This window comes from Niallia sp. FSL W8-0635 (assembly GCF_038007965.1).
Lineage (GTDB): Bacteria > Bacillota > Bacilli > Bacillales > Cytobacillaceae > Niallia.
Map to the genome: position 1 here is coordinate 3,965,619 of NZ_JBBOYD010000001.1, position 26,269 is coordinate 3,991,887.

At 36.1% G+C, this 26,269-nt stretch carries 25 protein-coding genes and 1 riboswitch; of the genes, 15 read left to right on the plus strand and 10 right to left on the minus strand.

Translation table 11 applies throughout. The annotated features are described in order from the left end of the window. Positions 1-61: 61 nt before the first annotated feature. From NYE52_RS19015 to NYE52_RS19065, 11 genes are all read left to right on the plus strand, one after another. Positions 62-1,141 carry a metallophosphoesterase gene (locus NYE52_RS19015; RefSeq protein ID WP_341194500.1) on the plus strand — a complete coding sequence of 360 codons (1,080 nt, stop codon included), beginning with the start codon at positions 62-64 and terminating at the stop codon, positions 1,139-1,141. A 168-nt stretch (positions 1,142-1,309) separates the two neighbouring features. Then, entirely contained in the window at positions 1,310-1,606 is a 297-nt protein-coding gene (locus tag NYE52_RS19020; RefSeq protein ID WP_341194501.1) for a hypothetical protein, read from the plus strand. Positions 1,607-1,888: 282 nt separating this feature from the next. Further along, positions 1,889-3,358: a sodium/proline symporter PutP gene (gene putP / locus NYE52_RS19025; RefSeq protein WP_341194502.1), complete on the plus strand. Its 1,470-nt coding sequence runs from the start codon at positions 1,889-1,891 to the stop codon at positions 3,356-3,358. 607 nt (positions 3,359-3,965) lie between these two features. Further along, positions 3,966-4,286, plus strand: a complete 321-nt coding sequence (locus tag NYE52_RS19030) for a DUF2294 domain-containing protein (protein WP_341194503.1) — start codon at positions 3,966-3,968, stop codon at positions 4,284-4,286. A 208-nt stretch (positions 4,287-4,494) separates the two neighbouring features. Further along, positions 4,495-5,544 (plus strand): ABC transporter substrate-binding protein, encoded by a 1,050-nt coding sequence (locus NYE52_RS19035; RefSeq protein WP_341195238.1) that lies wholly within the window; start codon positions 4,495-4,497, stop codon positions 5,542-5,544. A 17-nt stretch (positions 5,545-5,561) separates the two neighbouring features. Next, complete coding sequence (locus tag NYE52_RS19040) at positions 5,562-6,509, plus strand: nucleoside hydrolase (RefSeq protein ID WP_341194504.1); 948 nt, start codon at positions 5,562-5,564, stop codon at positions 6,507-6,509. A gap of 4 nt (positions 6,510-6,513) precedes the next feature. Continuing rightward, entirely contained in the window at positions 6,514-7,335 is an 822-nt protein-coding gene (locus tag NYE52_RS19045) for an ABC transporter permease (RefSeq protein WP_341194505.1), read from the plus strand. Positions 7,336-7,341: 6 nt separating this feature from the next. After that, a complete protein-coding gene (locus NYE52_RS19050) occupies positions 7,342-8,130 on the plus strand; it encodes an ABC transporter permease (RefSeq protein WP_341194506.1) in 789 nt (262 codons plus the stop codon). 12 nt (positions 8,131-8,142) lie between these two features. Further along, complete coding sequence (locus NYE52_RS19055; protein ID WP_341194507.1) at positions 8,143-9,201, plus strand: ABC transporter ATP-binding protein; 1,059 nt, start codon at positions 8,143-8,145, stop codon at positions 9,199-9,201. 13 nt (positions 9,202-9,214) lie between these two features. Continuing rightward, positions 9,215-10,921, plus strand: a complete 1,707-nt coding sequence (locus NYE52_RS19060) for an adenine deaminase C-terminal domain-containing protein (RefSeq protein ID WP_341194508.1) — start codon at positions 9,215-9,217, stop codon at positions 10,919-10,921. Positions 10,922-11,186: 265 nt separating this feature from the next. After that, positions 11,187-12,029: a hypothetical protein gene (locus tag NYE52_RS19065; protein ID WP_341194509.1), complete on the plus strand. Its 843-nt coding sequence runs from the start codon at positions 11,187-11,189 to the stop codon at positions 12,027-12,029. Between the two features lie 60 nt (positions 12,030-12,089). Here the strand turns inward: NYE52_RS19065 and NYE52_RS19070 are convergent, their stop codons facing one another. After that, positions 12,090-12,788: an HAD family hydrolase gene (locus NYE52_RS19070; protein ID WP_341194510.1), complete on the minus strand. Its 699-nt coding sequence runs from the start codon at positions 12,786-12,788 to the stop codon at positions 12,090-12,092. Between the two features lie 149 nt (positions 12,789-12,937). Between NYE52_RS19070 and NYE52_RS19075 the strand changes: the two genes are divergently transcribed. Both NYE52_RS19075 and NYE52_RS19080 read left to right on the plus strand, forming a co-directional pair. Further along, positions 12,938-13,573, plus strand: coding sequence for a hypothetical protein (locus NYE52_RS19075; RefSeq protein WP_341194511.1), 636 nt, complete (start codon positions 12,938-12,940; stop codon positions 13,571-13,573). A gap of 191 nt (positions 13,574-13,764) precedes the next feature. Continuing rightward, on the plus strand, positions 13,765-14,631 hold the full coding sequence (locus NYE52_RS19080) for a metal-dependent hydrolase (RefSeq protein ID WP_341194512.1): 867 nt from the start codon (positions 13,765-13,767) through the stop codon (positions 14,629-14,631). A 66-nt stretch (positions 14,632-14,697) separates the two neighbouring features. Here NYE52_RS19080 and NYE52_RS19085 read toward each other — a convergent pair whose 3' ends face one another. Continuing rightward, a complete protein-coding gene (locus NYE52_RS19085; protein WP_341194513.1) occupies positions 14,698-15,492 on the minus strand; it encodes a transposase in 795 nt (264 codons plus the stop codon). Positions 15,493-15,827: 335 nt separating this feature from the next. Beyond that, positions 15,828-16,796 carry an iron-hydroxamate ABC transporter substrate-binding protein gene (locus tag NYE52_RS19090; protein WP_341194514.1) on the minus strand — a complete coding sequence of 323 codons (969 nt, stop codon included), beginning with the start codon at positions 16,794-16,796 and terminating at the stop codon, positions 15,828-15,830. Positions 16,797-16,974: 178 nt separating this feature from the next. On the opposite strand from NYE52_RS19090, the gene NYE52_RS19095 reads away from it, so the two are divergent. Both NYE52_RS19095 and NYE52_RS19100 read left to right on the plus strand, forming a co-directional pair. Then, entirely contained in the window at positions 16,975-18,012 is a 1,038-nt protein-coding gene (locus NYE52_RS19095) for a FecCD family ABC transporter permease (RefSeq protein WP_016203534.1), read from the plus strand. Next, on the plus strand, positions 18,012-19,028 hold the full coding sequence (locus tag NYE52_RS19100; protein WP_341194515.1) for a FecCD family ABC transporter permease: 1,017 nt from the start codon (positions 18,012-18,014) through the stop codon (positions 19,026-19,028). Before NYE52_RS19095 ends, NYE52_RS19100 begins: the two co-directional genes overlap by 1 nt. A 164-nt stretch (positions 19,029-19,192) precedes the next feature. On the opposite strand, the gene NYE52_RS19105 is transcribed toward NYE52_RS19100, so the two are convergent. The 7 genes from NYE52_RS19105 to NYE52_RS19135 form a co-directional block, all read right to left on the minus strand. Then, positions 19,193-19,759, minus strand: a complete 567-nt coding sequence (locus tag NYE52_RS19105; RefSeq protein ID WP_341194516.1) for a TetR/AcrR family transcriptional regulator — start codon at positions 19,757-19,759, stop codon at positions 19,193-19,195. Positions 19,760-19,761: 2 nt separating this feature from the next. Then, entirely contained in the window at positions 19,762-20,460 is a 699-nt protein-coding gene (locus NYE52_RS19110) for an MBL fold metallo-hydrolase (RefSeq protein WP_341194517.1), read from the minus strand. A gap of 281 nt (positions 20,461-20,741) precedes the next feature. Continuing rightward, positions 20,742-20,825: riboswitch (cyclic di-GMP riboswitch) on the minus strand. Between the two features lie 258 nt (positions 20,826-21,083). Beyond that, positions 21,084-22,076 carry a D-2-hydroxyacid dehydrogenase gene (locus tag NYE52_RS19115; RefSeq protein WP_341194518.1) on the minus strand — a complete coding sequence of 331 codons (993 nt, stop codon included), beginning with the start codon at positions 22,074-22,076 and terminating at the stop codon, positions 21,084-21,086. Positions 22,077-22,078: 2 nt separating this feature from the next. Then, a complete protein-coding gene (locus NYE52_RS19120) occupies positions 22,079-23,299 on the minus strand; it encodes an aminotransferase-like domain-containing protein (protein ID WP_341194519.1) in 1,221 nt (406 codons plus the stop codon). Positions 23,300-23,385: 86 nt separating this feature from the next. Next, positions 23,386-24,237: a D-amino-acid transaminase gene (gene dat, locus NYE52_RS19125; protein WP_341194520.1), complete on the minus strand. Its 852-nt coding sequence runs from the start codon at positions 24,235-24,237 to the stop codon at positions 23,386-23,388. A 36-nt stretch (positions 24,238-24,273) separates the two neighbouring features. Further along, positions 24,274-25,266 (minus strand): ABC transporter ATP-binding protein, encoded by a 993-nt coding sequence (locus NYE52_RS19130; RefSeq protein ID WP_341194521.1) that lies wholly within the window; start codon positions 25,264-25,266, stop codon positions 24,274-24,276. Then, complete coding sequence (locus tag NYE52_RS19135; protein ID WP_341195239.1) at positions 25,266-26,249, minus strand: ABC transporter ATP-binding protein; 984 nt, start codon at positions 26,247-26,249, stop codon at positions 25,266-25,268. Before NYE52_RS19135 ends, NYE52_RS19130 begins: the two co-directional genes overlap by 1 nt. Positions 26,250-26,269 lie beyond the last annotated feature (20 nt).

Below are 26,269 nucleotides of genomic sequence, written 5' to 3' on the forward strand. Positions count from 1 at the left end.
ATAATATAGTAAATTCTAATAATTCTTTTAATAGAATAAAAATGAAGGAGCCCTATTAACAGTGAAAAAAATAAAAAAAGTAACCATTCCAAAGCACCATCGAATCATCGTGATTTCTGATATTCACGGAGAAATTGACCTATTAAAAAAGCTCCTAAATAAAGTGAATTTTCATCAAGATGATTACTTAATTATTAATGGTGATATGTGTGAAAAAGGAACTAGTAGTAAAGAAGTAATCCGTTATATTATGGATCTTTCTAGTAATTTTCCAAATGTCCATGTAACGGAGGGAAACTGTGATGTGTTAATAGAGGAAATTTTATATGAGAATCCTGCTATATTAAATTACCTTACAAAACAAAAGCACTCTCTATTAAATGAATGGCTAGAAGAACTAGACTTTGTTCTTACAAATCATACAACAGTCCAAGAAATAAAGCAGTTATTATTAAAGCATTATCAGAAAGAAATCGATTGGTTGATTAATCTACCAACTGTAATCGAAACAGAACAATATATCTTTGTTCATGCAGGCTTAGAGGATATCGAAAATTGGAAAGATACAGATCGAGAAATTGCCCTTTCTATCCCCTCTTTTTTAGAAAAAAACCATCAAGCAAAGAAATTCGTAGTCGTTGGACATTGGCCGGTAATAAATTATTCAACTGACATTCCCTCTGATAACCCGATTATTGATAAAGATAAAAAAATAATAGCGATGGACGGTGGGAATAAGGTGAAACCAACTGGACAGCTAAATGCAGTAATTCTGGAACAAAATACAATTTCTTATACTTATGTAGACACTTTCCCTACTCGTAAAGTGCGAAAAGACTTTCATGCTGACATTACGATGACGGGCTCTATTAATTATCCCTATTACTTCATTCAGCCACTAGCAAAAGAGGCGTTCTTTACACAATGTAAACAATTAGAGACAAATCGCATCGTTTATGTAAAAAACGAATATATCCATCCACATAACGATGGAAAATTTCAAGTAAAAACCGACATATCCTGTGCCCAATTAACCGTACAAAAAGGAGAACAAGTCTCCATAGTCGATGACAACTGCACAGGGTATACATTAATAAAAAAAGACGGCCAGTTAGGTTGGATAGCAAAAGAAAATATATGACCTCAGAGGGACGGTTCTTCCGCTTCCCTTTTTTAATTTTGGCACTTGATAGTTTTTGGGGAAATCAGTAAATCTCCATCCGCATAATTGAATACGCTATCAATTAATGGTATAGTTTAATTAAAATAAAAGACTATACAATAAAACTTTTAAGGACGGAATTCACTTATGCTTGTGATTAAAGAACTCCCTATTGAGGTCATTACTATTTATCCATCTAAGAGCTTTGACGGAATCGAAATTTTATTTCGTGTCAATAATCATAACTATCAATTTCTAATTGGTAATTCCAAAAATCCATTTCCGATAAATGTAAAACATGTGTTTAAGGAAAAGGCAGTCTGTCCATTTTGCAAGAAAAAAATATTAGCCGTACCATTAGGCCAACAACTATGCTTAGAATTCCAGAAAAACCTCCCCGCCCTATTGCAATATTTCCAAGAAAAATATCCCCATGCTTTTTAACGGATACAGAGGGACGGTTCTACTGCTTCCGTTTTTGGGAAGCAGTAGAACCGTCCCTCTGACAACTTTCTGAATTTTACAAATATAATTATTTATGAATGCGTTTTCATTATTAAGTGACTGGGAATCATCGCCATTTTTCAGTTTGGCAAGATGCCTATTCTTCCTTGCAAGCTTTTTCAATTGTTGTTAAGGTAAATAAATGTATCAGATACAAGAATACGAAAGACAGCTGTCAACACTTAAGTATTCAAGACTTATAATTTGTAAGGGAGAGATTTGGTGCAGGTAGAAGTATTTATTTCTTTAGGAATTTATTTAGTAGGTATGTTGTTAATCGGCTATTACTCTTATAAAAAAACATCCGATTTAAATGATTATATGTTAGGAGGGCGTGGTCTTGGGCCGGCTGTAACTGCATTATCTGCAGGTGCTTCTGATATGAGTGGTTGGATGTTAATGGGATTGCCAGGTGCGATGTATGCTTCTGGAATTTCAAGCTTATGGTTAGCAATAGGATTAACAATTGGTGCTTTTTTAAACTATATAATCATTGCCCCACGTCTTCGCACTTATACTGAAGTGGCGAACGATTCTATTACCATTCCAGATTTTTTAGAAAATCGCTTTAATGATTATTCGAAAATACTCCGTTCTGTTTCAGCGCTCGTTATTTTAATCTTTTTCACTCTTTATACATCATCAGGCCTTGTGGCTGGTGGCCGATTGTTTGAAAGCTCTTTTAATACCGACTATAAAGTAGGTTTATTTATAACAGCTGGGGTTGTTGTTGCCTACACTTTATTCGGCGGATTTTTAGCAGTAAGCATGACCGATTTTGTTCAAGGTGTCATCATGTTTATTGCGCTCATTTTAGTTCCTGTTGTTGCGTTTACAGATATAGGTGGAGTACAGAACACCTTTCAAGAAATAAAAAACGTGGACCCTTCCCTTTTAGACTTTTTTAAAGGAACCTCCTTTTTAGGGATAATATCATTATTAGCATGGGGATTAGGTTACTTTGGGCAACCACATATCATTGTTCGATTTATGGCTATAGGTAGTATTAAACAATTAAAAACAGCACGTCGAATCGGTATGAGCTGGATGATTGTTTCTATCATTGGTGCCATGTTGACTGGACTTATCGGTATTGCCTATTACTCAATGCATGGCCAGGAGTTAGCTGATCCTGAAACAGTTTTTATTGGTTTTTCTACTATTCTATTCCACCCATTAATTACTGGATTTTTATTAGCTGCTATTTTAGCTGCTATCATGAGTACCATTTCTTCACAGCTACTAGTAACTGCTAGTTCGTTAACAGAAGATTTTTACAAGACATTCCTCCGTCGAGATGCTAGCGACAAAGAGCTTGTCCTTATTGGGCGAATTACTGTTTTAATTGTAGCATTAATCGGAATCTCTCTTTCTATCAATCCTAACGATACCATTTTAGGACTTGTTGGTTACGCATGGGCAGGCTTCGGTTCAGCATTTGGTCCTGTTATCTTGTTAAGCTTACATTGGAAAAGGATGACAAAGTGGGGAGCGTTAACAGGAATGCTTGTAGGCGCCATAACCGTTCTTATCTGGGCAAACATCCCAGTATTACAAGAAACCCTTTACGAAATGATACCAGGCTTCCTACTAAGCACCATTACCGTGGTACTAGTCAGCCTAGCAACACAAAAACCATCAAAAGAAATAGAAGAACATTATCATCAAATGGAAGAAATGATGAAAAAGTAAGCATGGGGACGGTTCTCTTGCTTCCCTTCTAGGATGCAAGAGAACCGTATGCTTTTACTGTAAAAACATACTATCATGTTTTGAGAGGCGATAGCTCGACTCCAATCAGTAGAGGAGAATAAGTCTAAGAATTCTCTAGTAGATTGGTGCTCTTGCCTGATAAGCAGTTGCTTTATAAAACCAATGCAATACCTTAATTTAACAATCTCCTTGTATTAATCATCATGTTGCAAGCATTATTTCATTATCCTCATCCCGCTATTCCTTTCTATTAAAATAACGTTAAAAAATCTTACAAAACACTAGTAAAATAAAAGATAATATAATAAGGTTATGAATATATGTAATTTTAACAATATTATAATAGAAATCCATTAACCTACTGTTTCCCTTACTCATTAAGACTAAAAGGGAATCATAAGAACCGTCCCCCCGATTCCCTCAAAAACTATAAAAGTTCGCTTTTCACTCTGTTTTATCAACATCAAAAGACAAATTAATATTTTTTTCGTCAAAATCCGCACATTCTATTGAAATAACCGAAAATAATATGTATAATAACCAATATCAATAGTTTGGCAGGTGAGTTATCATCGATGCAAATGAAATGAAGAAGTTTTTATCTCATGTGTATAATAAGATTTCAAAAGAATTATTTGGGGCTGGTACGACGCTACTGAAGGTGACAATCGATCAGAATGTTATTACACTTCATGCGAAGCACCCTCGTGCCTCACGCTCTGCTGCTCTGGAAGGAGAAGTACCGAGCCTTAAACAAGAGGTTGACTTTCATCTGTCCTTACTTTTTAAGAAAAAGCTTAAAGAACAACTAGAAGAAACGACAAATTGGAATATCGAAGCGATTCTTAGGGATTATGATTCTTTCACACAGCTTGCTTTCACAAACATTGTATTAACTAAAAATTAAACTTGGATTTCTTCTTGGATTTATCTAAGCAGAACGCCGATATATACAAAAGATAAGTTTAATCTTTGTTTACAAAGAAAAGACAATCTTAAGTAGAAGGATAATTCTATTTAAGCTTGTCTTTTTTTTATTATTTTATTAGCTTGCAAGAAAGATTGTCTTTAAGCCATTAACAAACAAATCATTTGGAGGGGTTCAAAAAATGAAAATGAAAAAATTAGTTAGTGCAGTTGCAGCATCATCCTTTTTACTATTAGCCGCTTGTAGTTCAGACGACGCAACAAATGATAGCAAAGAAAAAAAGGAAAAGTTAGTCGTTTCCACTTGGGGATTTAATGAAGACTTCTTCCGTAACGAAATTTATAAACCATTTGAAGAAGAAAATAATGTAGAAATCGTATTGGATACTGGTAATAATGCAGATCGCTTAAATAAAGTAAGACAAGGAAATTCAGATGTAGATGTTATTTTCCTATCAGACTATTATGCACAACAAGGTATTGAAGATAATCTGTTTGAAACAATTGATCGTAGCAAGCTTTCCAATCTCGACAATATTTATGAAGCAGCAAAAGCTCCACTGGGCGAAGAATATGGTCCAGCATATACAATTGCACAGTTTGGAATTGCTTATAATCCTGATGAAATTGCTAATCCCATTACTTCTTGGAAAGACCTATGGAGCGATGATTTAAAAGGAAAAATCACAATCCCTAGCATCACATCTACAACAGGTCCGATGATAGTCGATACAGCTTCCTTAGTTAGTGGGGAGGAAACATTTAACGAAGATAAAGCTTTTGAACAATTAAAGGCTCTAATGCCAAGTGTCATCAAAGAATATGGACAAACATCTGAATTTGTAAATATGTTTGCTCAAGGTGAAATAGCTGCAGGACCAATCATGGAAATGTATTTTGCTGATTTACAAGAAGCAGTTCCTAATGCTGAATTCATTACACCAGCTGAAGGCGGCTATGCTGTTATGAATACAATGAACGTAGTAAAAGATACAGACCAAAAAGAACTTTCTGAAAAATTCATTAACTATATTTTAGGAAAAGAAGCACAAGAAAAATCAGCAAAAAACAAAGTAGATTCACCGGTTAATACACAAGTTGAATTAACAGAAGAAGAAGCGGAAGGTTTAACATATGGCGAAGACGTTATTGCAAGCTTACACACATTAGATATGAAATTTATCAATGATAACTTAAAAGGTTGGATCGATCGCTGGAATCGTGAGCTAGTTCAATAATAGAAAAGAGGGTCATCATGAAAGAGAAGCTGATATTGGATGTAGACACTGGCATTGATGATGCGATTGGTATTCTACTAGCTGTAAAGAGCAACGCATTTGATATTTTAGGGATTACAACCGTTAACGGAAATGTCTCCTTAGACCAAGCAACTGCAAACACATGCAAAATACTAGATTTAGTAAAAGCAGATTATATCCCTGTTATAAAAGGCGCTGCCACTCCCCTACTTCGGGAGCCCTTCTTTGAACACCGCATTCACGGTGAAGATGGTTTAGGCGGAGCATTAAAGGAAACAGCTGTTACTCACCCTGTGAGTGACGGCTTTGCTCCTGATTTTTTAATTAATTCTATTCTTAGCTTTTCTGGTGAAGTAACATTGGTTTTCACTGGACCATTAACAAATTTAGCGCTAGCAGCTAAGAAATGTCCCCAAATTACAAATCACGTAAAAGAAATTATTTTTATGGGGGGCGTAGTAAAAGGACCTGGCAATGTTACGCCAACTGCTGAATTTAACAGCTATGTTGATCCTGAAGCAGCCAAAATTGTTTTACATGCAGGCTTCCCTTCTATCACGCAGGTTGGTTTAGATGTAACACGAAAAGCATTATTAACCAAGAAACATCTCGAATCCATTACTGATGAAACATTAAGAGCCTATATTACAAAAAGCACAAATGACTATCAACAGAAATATTTTAACCGTTATGGAGTCCATGCTTGTGCAATGCATGATCCACTAGCTGTTGGAATTGCTATAAATAAAAGAATAGTAGAAACCGAAAAGTACTTCGTCGATATTGAAACGAGAAGTGAATTATGTGATGGTCAGCTCGTTTGTGACTTTCAGAATCGTCTAAAGAGGGAAGCGAATTTACATGTTTCCTTAAAAGTGGATGATCATGCCTTCTTTCAAATGTTTATCGACATTTTAAATGGTCACTTTGAGGAAAGGGAGTGACGGCTTGAAGAAACGATATTTATATTTACTCTTACTACCAGGTGTTTTATTTTTAACGATATTTTTAGTCATACCAATTCTTTCGATGATTGGTACAACCTTTCATGACGAAGGAAGCTTTAGTTTACAAGGTTATATTGATTTTTTTAAGGATAAATACTTTATTGATATCCTCCTTACTACTTTAAGGGTAAGTCTACTAACTACCTTTATCTGTATTTTAATTGGCTTTCCGGTTTCCTATTATATCGCCAAGCTTCCTAGCAAAAGAAAAGCCATTCTCTTGTTGTTTACGATTTTCCCATTGCTGACAAGCCCTGTCGTCCGCTCCTTTAGCTGGATGATTATCATTGGAAAAAATGGTGTCCTTAATAAAACGTTATTGAGCTTAGGTCTTATTCAGGAGCCTTTAAATATTTTATATACACCAAATGCGATTATTATCGGACTTGTTCACCTCTTTCTTCCATTAATTATCGTTACACTCGTTGGCGTGATGGAGAATATCGACAGTGATTTATTACGTGCATCGGAAAGCCTTGGTGCTTCAAAAATTGCGACCTTTATGAAAATCATTGTGCCCTTATGTGTGCCAGGTTTGGTTATTGGGAGTATTTTAGTATTTGTGGGAAGCTTTACCGCTTATACAACACCTGCCTTACTAGGTGGTAAGCAACGCGTTATTTCCACTTTTCTTTATCAAAATGCCATTACACTAAATGATTGGAAGCTTGCCTCTATTGTGGCAACGATTATGATTGTTGTTACCTTTATCATTATTTCTATTATGAACGGTGTGGCGAAAAAACTAAATCCAAAGGGGTAAACGTGTATGCAAGAGAAACATAGAGGGTTGGCCCTGTTTACTATCCTCGTTTTTATTTTTTTATTAGGGCCGCTTGTAATAATATCCATTACCTCTTTTGAGAGCGGTAGTATTCTAAAGTTTCCTCCAGAAGAGTATTCCTTTAGATGGTATGAAAATATTTTTAAAGTAGAGATGTTTTTAAGCACATTTAAGACATCCATTATTGTTTCCATTGCAGGAAACATTTTAGCATTATTACTTGGCGTCCCGGCAGCTTATGCGCTTAGCCGTTTCAACTTTGCTGGCAAGGGAATTATCAACGCTATCTTTGTATCTCCGATTCTTATTCCAGGGATTGTTCTAGGTTTTTCCTTTTTACGCTATATTGTTGTGACCTATAACCTTCCTATTTATTTATCCCTATTTATCGGTCATACGGTCATCATGCTACCATTTATAATTCGAGTGATTTCTTCTAGTCTTGCAAACTTTGATTTTCCCATAGAAGAAGCAGCACTCAGCCTTGGTGCCACTCGAATTGGGACATTTTTCAGTGTAGTATTACCGAACATTAAATCAGGCATTATTGCTGCAGTCATGATTGCCTTTTTAGAGTCTTTCAATAATGTGGATATTTCTGTTTATATGACCGGACCCGGTGTAAGTACGTTCCCTATTCAAATGCTGTTATATGTAGAGAATTATTTTGATCCTACAGTTGCAGCTATCTCTGTTCTGTTAATGTTCCTTACTGCCATTTTTATGTTTGCAGTCGAAAGATTAATGGGATTGTCTTATTTCACGAAAAGATAATGGAGGATAAAAATGGCTTTATTTACTTTAGAAAATGTATCTGTTGCTTATGAAAAGAAAAATATATTAGAAGATTTTAATTTAAGTATTGAAAAAGGACAGCTTGTTTCCTTATTAGGTCCCAGTGGTTGTGGTAAAACTACGACTCTGCGCTTAATTGCTGGATTTTTAGAAGCTAGTAAAGGAAAATTTATTTTTCAAGATAAAGATTACACAAAGGTTCCTGTGAATAAACGGAACTTCGGCTTTGTTTTTCAAAATTACGCCCTATTCCCTCATCTTTCTATCTTTGACAATATTGCGTACGGGTTACGTTTACGTAAAGTTGGCAAAAAGGAAATCGAGAAACGCGTCCTAAATATGCTGGAAATTGTTAATTTAAGAGGATTTGAACAGCGATTTCCTGGCGAGCTATCTGGTGGCCAAAGACAGCGGGTTGCCATCGCGAGAGCTTTAGTAATTGAACCAGACATTCTATTATTTGATGAACCGTTAAGTAATCTAGATGCCAACCTCAGAGTCAATATGAGAGTGGAGATTCGTAGAATTCAGCAGGAATTAGGGATTACAACTGTCTATGTATCCCATGACCAAGAAGAATGCTTCTCGATTTCTGACCAAGTTGCCATTATGAATAAAGGCGTTATTGAACAATTAAGTGATCCTTCGTCGATTTATAAATATCCAGAAACGAAATTTGTCGCAGACTTTATTGGGTTTAAGAACTTTATTACTTTTGATAAACGATCAGACCTCAAGGATCATATCGAGCTTGAAAAAGCTGGTTTAGTATTTACAATTGATCGCCATGCTCATATGGAAAATCAAAATAAAATGGTTGGCGCCATTCGTCCAGATGATTTCATAATGGAGCCAAGCACAACAGCTATTCCTAAAAACGGAATGAATGGAACAATTAAAATCACAACATTCCTCGGCAGAAGCTATCAATATGTGGTTCAAACCGCGCTAGGTGATTTTACAATCAATAAAGAAATGGTTCAGCCATTTAAAAATGGACAAGAAGTAACGGTAATTATTCCAAAGAATCAAATGGTGCTTGTGGAATAGAGGAGGGTTTTTCGTGCAAGTAGATACACTTGTTTTAAATGGAACGGTTTTTAATAGTTATTTTAAGCAATTTAGAAAAGAAAATATCGCCATCAAAGATGGAAGGTTCTTTTATATCGGAAAGAAAGGACAAGAATTTTTCCAGTCTACCGAAACCATTGATGCAACTGGAAAATATATTGTCCCAGGCTTAATCGATATTCACTTGCATATCGAAAGTACAATGGTTACTCCGGCAACTTTTTCGTATGCTTTAATCAAAAATGGGGTAACAACGATTGTTCCGGAACCTCATGAAATGGCGAATGTATTTGGTGTTACTGGTGTGAAAGAAATGATCAAGGCAAGCAAAAATGAAGTGGTTGATATGTTTTATGGCATTCCAAGCTCTGTTCCTGCAACTTCCATGGAAACAACTGGAGGCGCAATTGAAATAGAAGACATTGAAGAATTAATGCAGACAGAATCAATTAAATGCTTAGGCGAAATCATGAATTACTACGATGTTCTTACAAAGCCTGGTTGCAAAACAAATCAAATTCTAGATTATGTTCGTAAGCACTATCCCGAACTTATTATTGAAGGACATGTGCCTAAGCTATTGGATGATGAATTACAAGGAATTGCATTTGCTGGCGTCGGCTCCGATCATACGCACCAAACAGTTGAAGGAATGAAGGAAAGAATTGGGATTGGCATGTTTTTAGAAATCCAAGAGAAATCGATGACACGGGATGTAATCGATTATCTTATCGAAAACCCGGTAAAAGAGCATTTTTGTTTCGTGACAGATGATGTTATGGCAGATTCTCTTCAATTAAGAGGCCATCTAAATGTACTTCTAAAGAAGGCCATTGCAATGGGCATGTCTTATGAGGATGCAATTTATGCATGTACTTATACCCCTGCCAAGCGGATGAGAATGTATGATAGAGGTGTCATCGCGCCAAGTAAAATTGCCGATTTTGTTGTAGTAAGTAATTTGGATGACTTTTTCATCGATGCTGTGTATAAAGATGGTGAAAAGGTATTTGATTATGAGCTACCATATGTGCAGAACGCTGTATCGAAGCAATTCCCTGCATCTTTTTATGAAAGTGTGAAGCTATCTCCATTAAATGCGGAAGAATTTGAAGTTTATATGGACGTAGAGAAAAATAACGTAACCGTACGTACTATTCATGTGCAAAACGGCTCGACTTTTACAGAAGAGCGACAAGACACCTTATCTGTAGATGCAGGCAGATTACAATGGGAAGACAGTCCTTATTGTTTAGTGAAAACCTTTGAACGATACGGTAAGAATGATAACAAAGCACATGGACTAATTGGCGGAGACATTCTCAAACGCGGATCTGTCGCAACCACTTACTCACACGATAATCATAATCTATTAGTCGTTGGGAAAAATAAAGAAGACATGCAGCTCGCTGCAAATGAAGTCATCAAAAACCAAGGTGGCATCTGTTGCGTGCACAATGGAGAAATCCTTTCCATGGTGCCATTACCAGTCGGCGGCATACTCTCAGAAGAGCCATTAGAAGTGATTTCAGCCCAAGTAGAAGAATTAACAACTGCTTTAAAATCAATAGGCTATGAACATTACAATGTAATCATGTCCCTTAGCACCCTTTCACTTCCAGTAAGCCCAGCCTTAAAGATAACAGACTACGGGTTGATAGCAGTGAATGAAGGAAAAGTCGTTTCGTTTGAGGTTTAGGGACGCAGGGGGACGGTTCTTGTGATTCCGTTTTTCACAAAGGATGTTATCTTATCTGTTGTCCTTTGTGATTTTCCCCCCATATAACTAATAGAGTTCTCATGACTTTGAGGACTCTTTTTGCGGTCTTTTTTCTGTAGAGATTTAGGTGATACTGTATTTATTCAGCCATTCCTTTTTTCTTTCATTCTTGAATAAAAAGTCATTCGTACTAAGACAAACTTCAGATTACATATATTGTTAGAAAATACATGGAGGGGTGCGAATGCAAGTTGATGGGATTTTACTAGACAACGTGCCATTTTCTTCAATACAACCTATTTATTTAGAAGAAATTTCAAAAAATAAACTAAAAAAGCTAGTACGCATTCTTAATGCTGGCGATTCCTTAAGCAGTTATATGATTCTCGAAAAAGATCCAGTAAAAAATCTTTTTTGGCTAGTAGGAGGATATCCAGAATACCTAGCATATAAATCTCTAAACAGTTATAACAAAGACTCCATTGGTGTACCTTGCCTTATTCGCACATATACTGATACAACAGAACAGCGAATAACATTGCTTAAAAGAATGTTCCATCACCAAGTTACGAAATGGATGGATAAACATCTACTTATCTCACGATTAATAGAAGAAAATAAAACGACTAGTAAAATCGCAAGTAGACTAGGAGTTAGTGAATCCCTCATAAGATCTTATTTGATACATCCTGATATTCCAAAAGCAATTATTCAGCTAGCCGAAAAAAATAAGGGAAGCTTTATTAACCTAGAAAAAATTCGCAGGCTCCCTCTTAGCAGTTGTATTAAGCACAATTTATTTAATCGAGCTGTATTAAAATCTCGTCATCCAAACCGATTGACTACAGACAAACTCGAAAAAATTAAATGGTTAATTCAGCTAGATGATTTTTTTGATTTAGGACTAGATGCTCAGTGGAAACTTATTCAAAAAGCAATGAAATACAGAGAATCTCTGGAACATCACTGGAGGAACGAGATGGAAAGGATTCTAAATAGCAAAAAAGACTCACTTTCTCCCAATCTTACACTCTACAATCCTACTATTTTCATTAACGATTCAACCGTATCTAATTTTGTATCTTAAGTAGGAAAGAGGGAGTATCTTCCTCTCTCCTTTTCATGACTAACCTATCCTTTGAAAAACTCAAACTTCTTCCAAGTCATTCTCCAATAGATTTAACAAATTCCCCAAAGAACCAATAACAGTTACCTCTCTACACTCCTTCCCTCCACTCCTATTCAACCAAATACCGTTCATCCCAGCCACTTGACTTCCTAATGCGTCAATTTCTAACCTATCGCCGACATAATAGCATTTTTCTATACTGCTATTTGTTAATTCACATGCCTTTATAAAAATAGTTGAATCAGGTTTTGACACACCTACCTCACTTGAAGTTATAACACAATTAATAAATTTTTCTACACCTATACGCTGTAATTTTTCCACCTGTTGTTGATAATCCCCATTACTTATAACCCCTAACGGATAACCTAATACCTTTAATTTCTCTAAGACCTCCATAACATCGGGATAAGCAATCCAATTTTCTTTATAAAAAGACAAGTAATTCTTAAACTTATCATCAGCCTCTTCGTTAGTTAAATTTACACCCACCATTTCAAACAACTCGATCATTCTTGCCCTTTTCTGGTCTTGAAAAGACAATTTATTCATTAAAAACTCCTCAAAATATTTCCTTGAAAGCTCCTTCCATGTTTCTATTATCTGCTGCTCTGTAAAGGAAGCAAGAGAAGGATTTGTTCGAAGGAAATCTAATATCCCTTGTCGTTCTGCATAATCGTGATCTAGCAATGTGCCGTCAATATCAAAGAATATCATTTTTCTCCTCCTGGTCATTGGAGGGACGGTTCTTCTGCTTCCCTTAAAAGGGAAGCAGAAGAACCGTCCCTATGTTTCCAGCCAATAAATTGATATAATGGAAATAAAGTTAAATTTACTTAAATTATACATGTATTGGTGATGAGTTTATGAACAGAATACTATGGGCTACTTTGATTTTTATTGGTTTTTTTTTAGGATTGGCAATAATTGGTGTGCTTGAAGTGTTAAATCAACCTGCTTTAAATGAAATTTTCTCCATTTTGCTTTCTATTTTTATTATTTTTTTATTAGATAGCTTCTTACACTTACTATCTAATAGGGAAACAAGATGGATAAAGAAACATTATAATAATCTTTTAGAATGGGTCGATGATGGAGGAATAGGTGGCAGAAGGCTTGAACAAAGTCTTTTTAAAGACATTAAGCCAAAATATAATCTAGTAGATAATCTTGAGCTTATTCATGAGACATTTTCAAAATTAGATAAGAAAAAAAGAGAGCTATTACTAGCCTACTTTAAGGCACAACGAAATGCAGTTACTATTAATACCACATTTATGGCGATTTTTTCTACTATATTTAGTGGAGTTCTTTTGTATCTTATTCAAAATCCAAGATTATTTAACACAGAATTCGCGGTAAATGAAGAAATTCATTTTATTGTGCAGCTATTTACCTGGTTACTCCTTTTTATTATTGCGATGTACCATCTCGTAAAAATGAATAAAGGAACATCTACTAAAAATGAACTATATATTGAAATATTAGAGAAGCTAAAGTGAAACTTCCATCAGTGGGGAGTTCTTCATCCCCACTGATGGTTAGTTGAACCAATCGGACCTTTACGGACAGTTGATCTCTCACCTATCTTCCTCGAATTTTATAAACAAAAGGTGAGAGTCTATACTGTCCGTTAAGTGTGGGATAAAGTAAAGATACTATTAACTGCTTCATTTTTTGAAACGAGGGAAATATGGATACTATTACACATACTTTATTTGGAGTCGGAATCTATCAAGGCATTAATAAGGAAAAAATGAGTAAGAAAGAGAAATATGCTCTACTCGTTACTTCAATAGGTGCAAGTCAAATTCCTGATATTGATGTAATATCACAGCTTTGGGATACCACTGGACAATATCAGATGTGGCATAGAGGAATTACGCACTCGATTTTTCTAGCTCCTATATGGGCATTATTCTTTTACATCATCAATCGATATATTTTTAAAATAAAGGGAGTCCAATCGTACTTTATTGCCCTACTTGCGGTATTCATCCACAATACAAGTGATGTGTTTAACGCATGGGGAACCGGTTATCTTGAACCATTTTCAACTGTTCGATTAACCTTCGGGACAGTCCCCATCGTCGATCTCGTTATCTGGTTTATATTTTTGCTGACGTTTATCGCTACAAAGGTCTATCCAAAAGTAAAAACACATGTATTATTTCGGATTGGTTGGGTATTAATTGTGCTCCATATTGCTATTCAGTCTATACAGGGCTCCATTTTATACAACAATTATAAAACAGATTATCAGGATCTTGCACTATCTGCAAGCTTCATTCCATGGCATTTTACGATTGTAGGAAAAAATGATAATACGATAGATCTTATCAATGACTCCCTTCTAACAAAAGCTGAATTTGTGGACAGACTTACTTCAAGTGATGAAGTAAACCTTGATCACTTATTCGCAGAAAATCCCGCAGCCGCAACACTATACAGATGGTCACCATTCGTCGTAGTAGTGGATGATGACAATAGAATTGGCATTTATGATCCACGCTTTTACCGAAACGGAGAATCCTTTTTGGGAGAATATTTAGATAAATAGGGAATCATGGGGACGGTTCTTCCGCTTCCCTCCTGATAGGGGGAAGCAGGAGAACCGTCCCTCTGCTTACTCTAAAGCTTTTTGAATGACTTTGGGAGACATTCCGAATATCCTGGCTGTTTGGCGTTTGGATAGTCCTTTTAACTGGTGATTTATTTGACGGATGATTTCGTTTCTTGTTTCTCTAGGTAGCTTTCTTACATTGGGGATTTCGATTGGGGAAATTATCTTCTTAATTTCGAGTACTGCTTGTTCATCGGTTAATCTAATTCTTTCTCCTGTTTTATCTTCTAAACAGACATCGTAGTGTTTAGCTTCATTAAATGCTTTAAAGCTTCCTTTTGATTCGCCATGTTCATTTGAGAACATTTTCATTATTTCCGTGTTATCTAGCAGCGTAGAGGAATTTTCTTTTTTTCCATAATAAGCACTACAACTGCTCCATTCCCATTTATCTGGGTAAGTAACCAGCCCTGCTTGAACAGGATTTTGATGTATATACCTTATTACTGTTAACAAATATCTTGTTGATTCCACACACTCGCTTCTAAATCGATCTTGGAATAAAGGACCATTCGTTTTATACTTTTGATTGAAGTAATAAACATAGCTAACACCAATTCTTTTCATAGTATCAGAAATATCTTCATTTCCCTCTTTTATTACAAGATGGACATGATTGTCCATTAAACACCAAGCATAAATGCTTATTTCTGACCTTTGTTTATATTTTTTTAAGATAGCAAGAAAGTTCATTCTATCTGTATCTGCTTCCTCATGAAAGATGAGTTGCTTGTTTGCTCCTCTTAAAATAATATGATAGGTTTTGGTTGAGCTTTTTTCCCTTGCCTTTCTCGGCATAAATTATCACCACTTTCTTTTAAAAAATTATTAGTTAAAAGGACAGACGGGTTACTAATGAATAAGGTGTTAATGGAAGAATTTCTTCATATAGCGGGAGTGGGAAAAGACAAACAGATGAGAGAATGGTGCCCTTTCATTATACCGTATTACTATAAGAGCTTTGAAGCTTTAATTTAAGGGAAGCGGAGGGACGGTTCTTGTGATTCCCCTGAAATATATAAATATCCTCCATAAAATAAAAAACAGTAGAAATAGCATATTCGCTTTTCTACTGTTCTTATTTAGAGAAAAGGTCCTCAGTAGAACCGTCCCTCCGTTTCCCTCTACTTCTCTTATTTCACTAGGCTTTCTACTACGTCATCAATAATTTGTGTGTTAGCAATTGGACCTGCATATAGCCAGCTTGTATCTGGGCCATATTCATATATGTTTCCGCTTTTAACGGCTGGGATGTTGGACCATAAGGAATCATTAAGTACTTCTGCTCCTTCTCCATCACTGTTGATTAGGAATAGATGGTCTGCATCTAGTTGCGCCAGTTTTTCTAAGGAAATCGCGGACCAGTTACCTGTTGCTGTAGCGGAAATTTCTTTGACTACTTCTGGTACTTTTAATCCTAAATCGCCATATAGTACAGCACCGCTTGATACATTTTCTCCTACAATAAATAATTGATTGGACACAAGCCAGATTGCTGCTGCTGATTCGTCCTTAATGGATTCTTGAATTTTTCCTTTTGCTTCTTCTGCTTTTTCGTTATAGTCTGCTAATACTTTTTCTGCTTCTTCTTTTTTCCCTACTACTTCTCCAATAGTTTGTAATCTAGTGCGCCAGTCATTATTATTTTCTTTGGCAACTACATAGGTTGGAGCAATTGTTGCATATTGATCATATTTAGCCCCTTCTACTGCCGAAGCCGAAGACATTAATACTAAATCAGGAGCAAAGCTAGATACTGCTTCGTAAGGCAATGTAGAATCAATAGTTGGAATATCTTTTAAATATTCTTGCAGATATTCTTGAACGCCCTTACCTTCTTGAACAGACCATTGGGCTACTGGAGTAACACCTAATGCTATTAAATCATCTTCTAAGTAAGAACCGATAATACTTTTTGGCTCTGCCGGAACTTTCACCTCATTACCAACAGCATCTGTCAGTGTACGTTCTGTTGCTTCTTTAGACTCAGCGTTTTCTTTATTGTTTTCTTCTTTACTATTATTATTTCCACATGCTGCTAGAACAGTGAAAACCAATAGTAAACAAATAAATAATATCGATTTCATTGTACGATTTTTCATTATGTATCCTCCTAATAGGTTATAAATCGATTATAAATGATAACGATTATCACTTTCAATAAAAATATCGATTTTCCTTCTATTTTATAGTAAAATTAATGGAAAAGTTAACTTTATCTTTTATTATTCGACAATTTACATATTATTATTTCTATATTTATCAGAAAGTGGGTTCTTCATGAGTAAAGGCCATTCTTTAGAAAGTGATAAAACTACTATATTTAGACCAAAAGCTGCTAGCTTGGTTTTAATAGTCGGCATCATTTTACTAGTTATTTCTATTTGCTTGTCGATTATTTTAGGTGTAGCAGATATTAATCTCGCCACCGTTATCCAAGGGATTTTTCATTTTGATAGCACATCAACCGCTCATCAAATTGTTTATCGTTTACGCTTACCGAGAGCGCTTGCTGCCACTTTTATCGGGGCAAGTCTTGCTGTTTCTGGAGCAATCATGCAAGGGATGACGAGAAACGCACTCGCTTCTCCTTCTATTATGGGGGTTTCATCTGGTGCTATGTTCACCGTATCCATCGCATTTGCTTTTATCCCTGTAGTTTCTAATACGGTTATTATGCTATTTGCTTTTATCGGAGCCGGTTTAGGTGCAGCTTTAGTCTTTTTAATAGGTGCCCTTTCAAAAAGAGGATTAACGCCAATGAAACTAGCTCTTGCCGGGACAGCAATTAGTGCACTTCTGGGTTCCATTTCAACTGGTATTGCACTTCGTTTTGATGTTGCAAAGGATATTAGCTTTTGGTATGCAGGAGGAGTCGCAGGAGTGCAATGGATTAATATAAAATTGCTTATCCCTGTAGCGATTGCTGGGTTAATATTGGCTTTTTTCATTAGTAAATCCATCACCATCTTAAGCCTAGGCGAAGACGTCGCTGCTGGATTAGGGCAAAAGGTTGGATTAATAAAACTATTAGGTACCATTGTTGTTTTACTTTTAACCGGTGCTGCAGTTGCAGTTGGTGGAACCATTGGCTTTGTCGGACTTGTTGTTCCTCATATCGTTCGTTTTATCGTAGGTTCCGATTATCGGTTAATTATTCCTTGCTCTGCGGTCGTGGGTGCTCTTTTATTAGTGCTGTCAGATGTGGTCGCACGTTTGATTCATCCACCTTTTGAAACACCTTTAGGAGCAATTACCGCTATAATTGGCGTTCCTTTCTTTCTTTATTTAGCACGTCGAGAAGGGAGAGGTCTATAATGCCTTCTACAAAATTAAGTAATAGAAAATTATTGATGGTTAGTACAATTCTGATTGTGGCAATTGTATTTGTATTCTTTCTTAGTTTAAATATGGGGACGATAAAAATTAGCCCTATCGAGATTATAGAAGCTTTTACAGGAAAAGGTTCTACTCAAAATTTTAATATTTTATATAATTTTAGACTTCCCCGATCGGTAATTGCGATATTAATAGGAATCGGAATGGCTATTGCCGGGGCAATTTTACAAGGTGTATCGAGAAACAGTTTAGCCGATCCAGGGATTATTGGTATTAATTCCGGAGCAGGTTTTGCCGTTATTCTTTATATCTTCTTTATTCAAGGAAGTTCTTTTCAAGCAGGGTCATTATCTGTTTATATTATGCCCTTTTTCGCCCTTGCTGGAGCATTAGTTGCTGCTGCATTAATTTACATCATCGCGTGGAAAGACGGGGTCACACCTGTTCGTTTAGTATTGGTCGGTATCGGTATTAACGCTGCTTTCGGTGCCTTGATTATCATTTTTCAATTGATGATGGATCCTCGAGATTTTACTCAAGCAACCATTTGGCTATCGGGGAGCATTTGGAGTGCAAGCTGGAGCTATGTGCTAGCTCTTTTACCTTGGATACTCGTACTTGTTCCGATTGCTATGTTTAAATTTCAATCCATCAATTTATTGCAGCTAGGAGACAATCTCGCAAAAGGACTTGGGGTGTCCATTGAGCGAGAACGAGGATTGCTTTTACTTATTGCTGTAGGACTTTCAGGTGCATGTGTTTCTGTTGGTGGAGGAATCTCCTTTTTAGGACTCCTTGCCCCACATTTAGCAAGAATGCTAGTTGGCCCAAAACACCAGCGCCTACTACCAGTCGCAGCATTAATAGGCGCACTTCTCTTATTAACATCAGATATAATCGCCAAAAGCCTAATGGTCGGCTCAGAAATACCAGTAGGCCTTGTTCTATCCTGCTTAGGAGCACCCTATTTTATCTATCTTCTTATTAGAGAGTGAGGGGAAGCAGAGGGACGGTTCTATTGAGGACTTTTCTTTCCACTCCATTGTAAAAACAATAGAAGATAATTCCATTCGACTTATAACTATAATTTTTTTTACATTCTATGTACTTATGAAGGGAACAAGAGGAAGCGGAAGAACCGTCCCCCTGATCCCCTTCATTATTTTTTTAATCCTTCTATAAAGGTAGCTATTAAATAATGAAAGCTTTCATTTACAGCTACTGGCATACCGAAGCCTTTTTGATTTTCGATGGAGGCAAAGCCATGAAGAATGCTTCTTAAGCTGCGAATAGCGTGAATGGTATCTTCTTCGTTGAGGTTGAAAGGTTTTAATACGTCTGTTAATAATTCGATTATTTGATTGGCGACAGTACTAATTTCCTCTCCCTTTTTGGATGCTGACTCAATAGTTAACGCATATAGTCCTGGCTGCTCTCTAGCGTATGTTAAGTAAGCAACACTTAGAGGATAAATCGCCTCCCGCTTCATTTCATCCACATCCATTATTGCCTGTTTTAATAACTGATATAAATCTTCAAGTGCTCGTAATGTCAGGAGGTTCATGATATCAGAAAGTCCATTGATATGGTTATATAGAGATGGTGATTTGATTCCAAGCCGCTTTGCCACATTCGCCATTGTCACTTCCTTCAATCCCTCTACATTTGCAATCTCAATTGCTGTTGTAATAATGTCCTTATTTGTAATACCTGCTCGTGGTGACATGGTTAGCCCCTTTCTTTCTGTAATAATGATTCGATAGAAGCTTGAGCATTTTCAAGTAAATCTCCATGGCCTGTGGCGAGAATATTTATATTCAGGGGGAGGATTTTCTTCGCACTATTTATTGCTTCTCCTTTATTCCAAGTCGCCATTGCTGGAAATGGAAATAAAGCTCTAAATTGACCACTAACAGCGAAGCCTCCTCTTGTATGAAAAGCATCTCCCACTATCAAACTATTGTCTCGTTTATCAAAAAAACCAAAGCTTCCCGGGGTATGTCCAGGTAAAGAAATACATGTCAAAGAACCAATTTGATCCCCATCATTTATTAATACATCTGGCTTTGTTTCTATATTTTTTGGCAAGCTCCCTTTTAAAACAAATGGTTCCTCTTCCCTGTCAATTGTGTGATCTCCACTCAATATTCTAGCATCACGTACTGATATATATACTTTTGCGTTAGGTAATCTTTCTTTTAAAGCATCCAAGGATCCAATATGGTCTCCATGGGCATGGGTTAAGATAATCCTCGTTATTGGTTTTTTCACTTTTTCTGCAAAAGCTAGAATTTTTTTGTAACTAAAAGGTAAAGCAGTATCAATTAATGATAACTCTTCCCCTTCATCAACTAGATAACTGTTCACCGGGAAAACCATTGGCAAAAAAGTTAACTGATATAAAAAATTACGATGAATAATTCTCACTAGATAGACCTCCTTATAAAAACTAATGCTATTAGTTTAATGATAACTAATAGCATTAGTTTTAGCAAGCATTTATTTTAAAATGGGCTATTATATAAAAAAAACGAGACCCAAATGAGTCTCGCTCTACTATAAAATGTTCATCCAGCTTGTGATTACATTAAATTCTTCGTTTTTTTCCGCATCGTACACATTTATTGGAGTAATAACTAAATTTATGGCGTCTTTTTAGAAAACAAAGAATAGCACCAAATTTCATTTTCTCATCCCCATTCCAATAATCCGGTAATCCAGCCATCTTAGCCTATGCCTTAGATCTGTGACTTTGCGTCCTTCCTTTTCAGGAAAGTTTGCCTTTTAAACTGACTACTTTTTGTTTATAGTACTATTTTACTATAAACATATGTAAAAAAAAAGAAATTTTCTTCGACAAACTTCGATAGGTGTTGCTAAAGGGAGAATACTTGCTAAAAGCTTCTACCTATCTGTTAGTGACTCATTGAATTCCTTTAGATGCGCAAAAGTAAATTAATCCTTCGCACAAAAATTTTCTTAACTCTAGATATTTATGATATAAAAAGCCATTATCCCTATAGAATAACGACTTTCTTCTCATCTACCACCTAATACCCAAATTGCTTATTAACTACATTTAGCAAAGGTTTCCCTTCTGAATAAAGTTGTAAATTCTGCATAAACATCCCAAATACTCTTTCTGCATGTCTAGCAGACTTGTAAGCTATATGAGGAGTTATCACAACATTATCGAGGAGCCAAAATGGGTGTCCCTTAGGTAATGGCTCTATATCAAAGACGTCTAAGGCTACTCCGCCTATTACACCTTCCTCTAAAACCTCCAATAATTCCTTTTCTACAATAGTATTTCCTCTTCCAATATTTATTAAAAAGCTATTTTTCTTCATCTTTTTCAATCGAGATTTATCCATAAAATGAACGGTTTCCTCTGTAGAAGGCAAAGCAAGAACAACAAAATCTGAGCAAGCGATTACTTGATCTACTTCTGAAAGGCCAACTACCGAATCAGCCGGACAATCTTCTCTTCTTTTACCATTGGAATTCCGTCGGCAACCAATCACTTTCATCCCCAAACTTTTACATCTTTTAGCTACCTGGTATCCAATTTCTCCGTACCCGATAATGCCAACCGTTGATGTTTCTAAATCTATAACAGAAACATCGGTCCATAATTGCTTTGCCTGGTTTTTGTATTGTTTAGGAAGTCCTCTTGCAAAGGAAGTAATCAGAGCAATAGTATGCTCTGCAATTGGAATAGAGGTAACTCCTTTTGAGTTTGTAATTACGATGTCGCTATTTTTTAACTGATCGTTTAACATCGCATCTATTCCTACACTAACGGAATGAATCCATTTAATATTAGGTGCATACTTTAAAATTTCTAAATCATCCTTCAGTCCCACCGTAAATAACACATCACAATCCTCTAAATCCTTTGTTGGAATTGGTTGTTCTCCTTTAAAATCCCAAGGTTCAATTATTACCTGGGAAATTTCTTTGTATTTCGACAAGAACTCTTCTGGAACATTTCGTCTAAAATAAACTTTGGGCTGCTTTTTCTCTACCATTACTTTTTCCATTTTTACACCTCGTTTAATACTTCGATGCTTTTTTTGTATCGGTAATATGACTCTGCAATTCGCTGAACTCCTTTTTGAATCTCCTCTTCATTTGTAAAAGTAAAACTTAGTCTTATATGATTGGTTTCTGCAGCATCTACATAAAAGAATTTACTTTCAATAAAACTAACCCCTCTTAAAAGTGCATCACTAGCAAATTCACTTGTATTTATTTCTTTAGGAAAGGTTAACCAAAGAAAGAAGCCTCCTTCTGGCTCGGTAAATGTTACTTCCTCTCCAAAATATTCCTTTACTATGTCAACCATTGCTTCTTTCCTAGCACAATATAAATCATTTATTCTATTCATATGGTTTTCAAATTTTACTTCTCCCAAGAAATGAGAAATAATTTCTTGAACAAAAACACTTGTGGATCCATCTGATTTTAACATTTTCATTCGCTGGATAATTACATCATCATCCGCTATAGCCCAGCCCATTCTAATTCCTGGTGCAATCGTTTTAGAAAAGGTACTTAAATAAATAACCCTTTTCGGACCGAAAGAATAAATAGAGGGCAATTTCTCTCCAGAAAAACAAAGCTCTACATATGCATCATCTTCTAGTACATAAAAATTATATTCATAAGCAAGTTCAGCAAGCTTCTTTCTTCTTTCTATCGATAAGCAAACACCAGTAGGATTATGATAATTTGGCATCACATAAATAAACTTGGGAATCGGGATATTATTCTTAACTGCTTCCTTCAATTTACTCTCAAGTTTGTCTGTCATTAAACCATTTTCATCAATAGGTATTGACGAAATTTTTACTTCAGCAAGGGAGAATTGTCTAATTGCGCCAAAAAAAGTCGGCGCCTCCACCCAAACATGATCCCCAGGGTCTGTTAAGGTTCTTGTTGCTAAGTCAATAGCTTGCATAGAACCAGCAGTAACAAGAATATTTGGTTTGTCTACTACGATTGATACATGTTTGGAGCGTCTTTGAATCCAATTTACAACATGATCAGGACCTTCTCCTCCTGAATATTGCAGAGCTTTTGGACCATCCAATTGCAATGCAGACACTGCTGATTGAGACAATAAAGGAATATCAAATGATTCTTTCGCAGGATGACCAAAGGCAAATGGAATTAAATCAGGATGTTTTTTCGCATTAGCTGCAGATAATAAAGGCATTTCTGGAAACCTATTTGATAACGGATACTCTTTTACTACTTCCATGTATTTCCCCCATTTATACTAGTTTTGTCTGCTTTTGTAAGATTCATTGCTTTTACCTGCAATCAAAATAGTAGAATCATTCCACTCTACTGTTTGCTAGGCACAACAGAGTCAATCAAACGTTGAAATTCGCTGGAAAGCTTGCGGCTATATTCTCCAACCTCTCCAGTCCCAATCTTTCTACCATCTATGTCAATAACGGGGCCAATTTCTTGTCCTGTATTGGTTATAAATACTTCATCCATCTCGTATAACGCTTCTAATGTCATTGGTGTTTCTTCTAACTCTAATGAGACCTTTTCTAACAAGCGAATCACCACTTGTCTTGTTATTCCATTTAAGATGAAATGATTAGCTGGATGGGTGTAACAAACACCATCCTTTATGCCAAAAATATTGCTGCTGCTACACTCCGTCACGAATCCGTCTCTAACAAAAACAGCTTCTTGAGCCCCTACTTCTACTGCTTTTTGTTTTGCAAGTACATTTCCTAGTAAATTTAGACTCTTAATATCTACACGCTGCCATCTAATATCCTCTGTCGTAATAACATGAATTCCGGTTAATTCTGCTTTTCTTACTTCTCCCCCTTCTTTTACATAAGCTACTAACACAGAAGTAGCGCCTTCTGGAAAATGATGTACCCTTGCAGCCACTCCTCTAGTAACTTGTAAATAGATATAACCATCTCTTAAATTTTCAATCGCTATTAATTGCTGAATTTGCTTGGTTAACTCTTCTTTATTCATTGAAATAGCAATCCTTAACTCCCGAGCACTGCGAAAAAGTCTTTCTAGATGTGCTTCCCACTCAAATAGGACTCCTTCAAATACCTTTACCATTTCATAGATTCCATCACCAAATTGGTAGCCTCTATCTTCAATATCAATAGAAAAAGAGCTTTTTGGAATAATTCCTTCATTGACCAAAATATACAATGTCTTCATCTCCTTATTTTGATACTATTTATTTCATTAATGTAAATGACATGCTACTTGATGATTAGTTCCTACATCTTTTACTGTCGGTTCTATCTTCATACATTTTTCCATTTTAAATGGACATCTTGTATGAAAACGACAGCCGCTTGGTGGATTAAGAGGTGTAGGCAACTCCCCGTTTAATACAATCCGTTCCATTCTATTTTTCTCATCAATTACTGGTCTTGCCGATAACAAAGCTTGCGTATAAGGATGAGCTGGCCTTGAAAATAAATCAGCAGTATTAGCAATCTCCACTATTTTTCCTAAATACATCACTCCTACTCGATCTGAAACATGTTTTACTACACTAAGATCATGAGAGATAAATAGATACGTCAGGGAAAATTGCTTTTGTAAATTTTTAAAGAGATTAATAACTTGTGCTTGGACAGAAACATCTAATGCGGATACAGGTTCATCACATATAATAAACTTAGGATTTAGCGCTAACGCCTTTGCAATCCCAATTCTTTGTCTTTGCCCTCCTGAAAATTCATGGGGATATCTTTTTTTCATCTGAGGGGATAAACCTACCTTTTCCATTAAATATTCCACTTTCTTTTCTCTTTCTTCTCGACTACCAATTTTATGAATAGACAAGGGCTCTGCAATAATTTCTTCTACCGTCATTCTAGGATGTAAGGATGCAAAGGGATCTTGAAAGACAATTTGCATATCCTTTTTTATATTCTTCAATTCTTGCTTGGAATAGGTAACAATATCCCTTCCCTCAAAATAAACATTTCCTGACGTTGGTTCAATTAGCCGCAATAAAGATCGACCGGTTGTACTTTTCCCACACCCTGATTCGCCAACTAACGCCAATGTTTCTCCTTTATATACTTTAAAATTGACATCATCTACTGCCTTGACAACCTTTTGTTCCTTTCTTGTTATTTTTTGAAGAATATCTCTTTTCACTGGGAAATACTTTTTAAGTGCTTTTATTTCCAGCAACACTTCTTTTTCGGCAACATGTTCCATTATGATGCAACCCCTTCTGCAATTTCCTTATATCTCCAACAACTGACTTTACGATTTTCTTCTATTTCTGTAAGCGGCGGTTGTTGCATCTGGCATTTTTGTTCAGCAAAAGGACAACGGTCTTGAAAAATGCAGCCTTGTATCTCCTCATCCGCCATTGGAACTCGACCAGGAATGGAATATAATTCGTCCATTTTCTCTTCAATCGAAGTAACAGACTGTAATAATCCTTGTGTATAGGGATGAAATGCCTTTTCAAATAATTGGTCTTTTCTTGCTTCCTCCATTACGCGGCCAGCATACATTACAATAACTTTTTGACAATTATTAGCGACAACTCCTAAATCATGTGTTATTAAAATCATCGCCATATCTAATTTTTTCGTTAAATCAGCAAGTAAATCTAAGATTTGTGCTTGAATCGTTACATCTAAAGCTGTTGTTGGTTCATCTGCAATTAATAGACGCGGCTGACAAGAAATGGCCATCGCAATCATCACTCTTTGCCGCATTCCTCCAGAAAGCTCATGTGGATAAGACTTCATCCGTTGCTCTGGAGACGGTATGCCTACTAATTTCAGCATTTCCACCGCTTTTTCTGTTCTTTCCTTTTTACTTAAGCGATAATGAGCAGCTAATTGTTCCGTTATTTGTGTTCCAATTGTTAATAAAGGATTAAGTGCTGTCATCGGTTCTTGAAAAATCATCGAAATTTCTTTTCCGCGTATGCCTTTCCATTCTGAATTTGTGGAGGCTAATAAATCCTTTCCTTCCCAAACTATTTTTCCATCCGTAGCGAGAAGGCCTTTGTTTTTAAGTAGGCCCATTATGGCTAAGGAAGTCATACTTTTTCCACAGCCCGACTCTCCTACAATCCCCAATGTCTCCCCTTTTTCTAAGGAAAAGTCCACTTGTTTTAAAACATGGACTATGTCACCGTTCTTGTTATATCCAACTTTCAAATCTTGAACATCTAGTATCATCCCCAATTGCAGTACCCTCC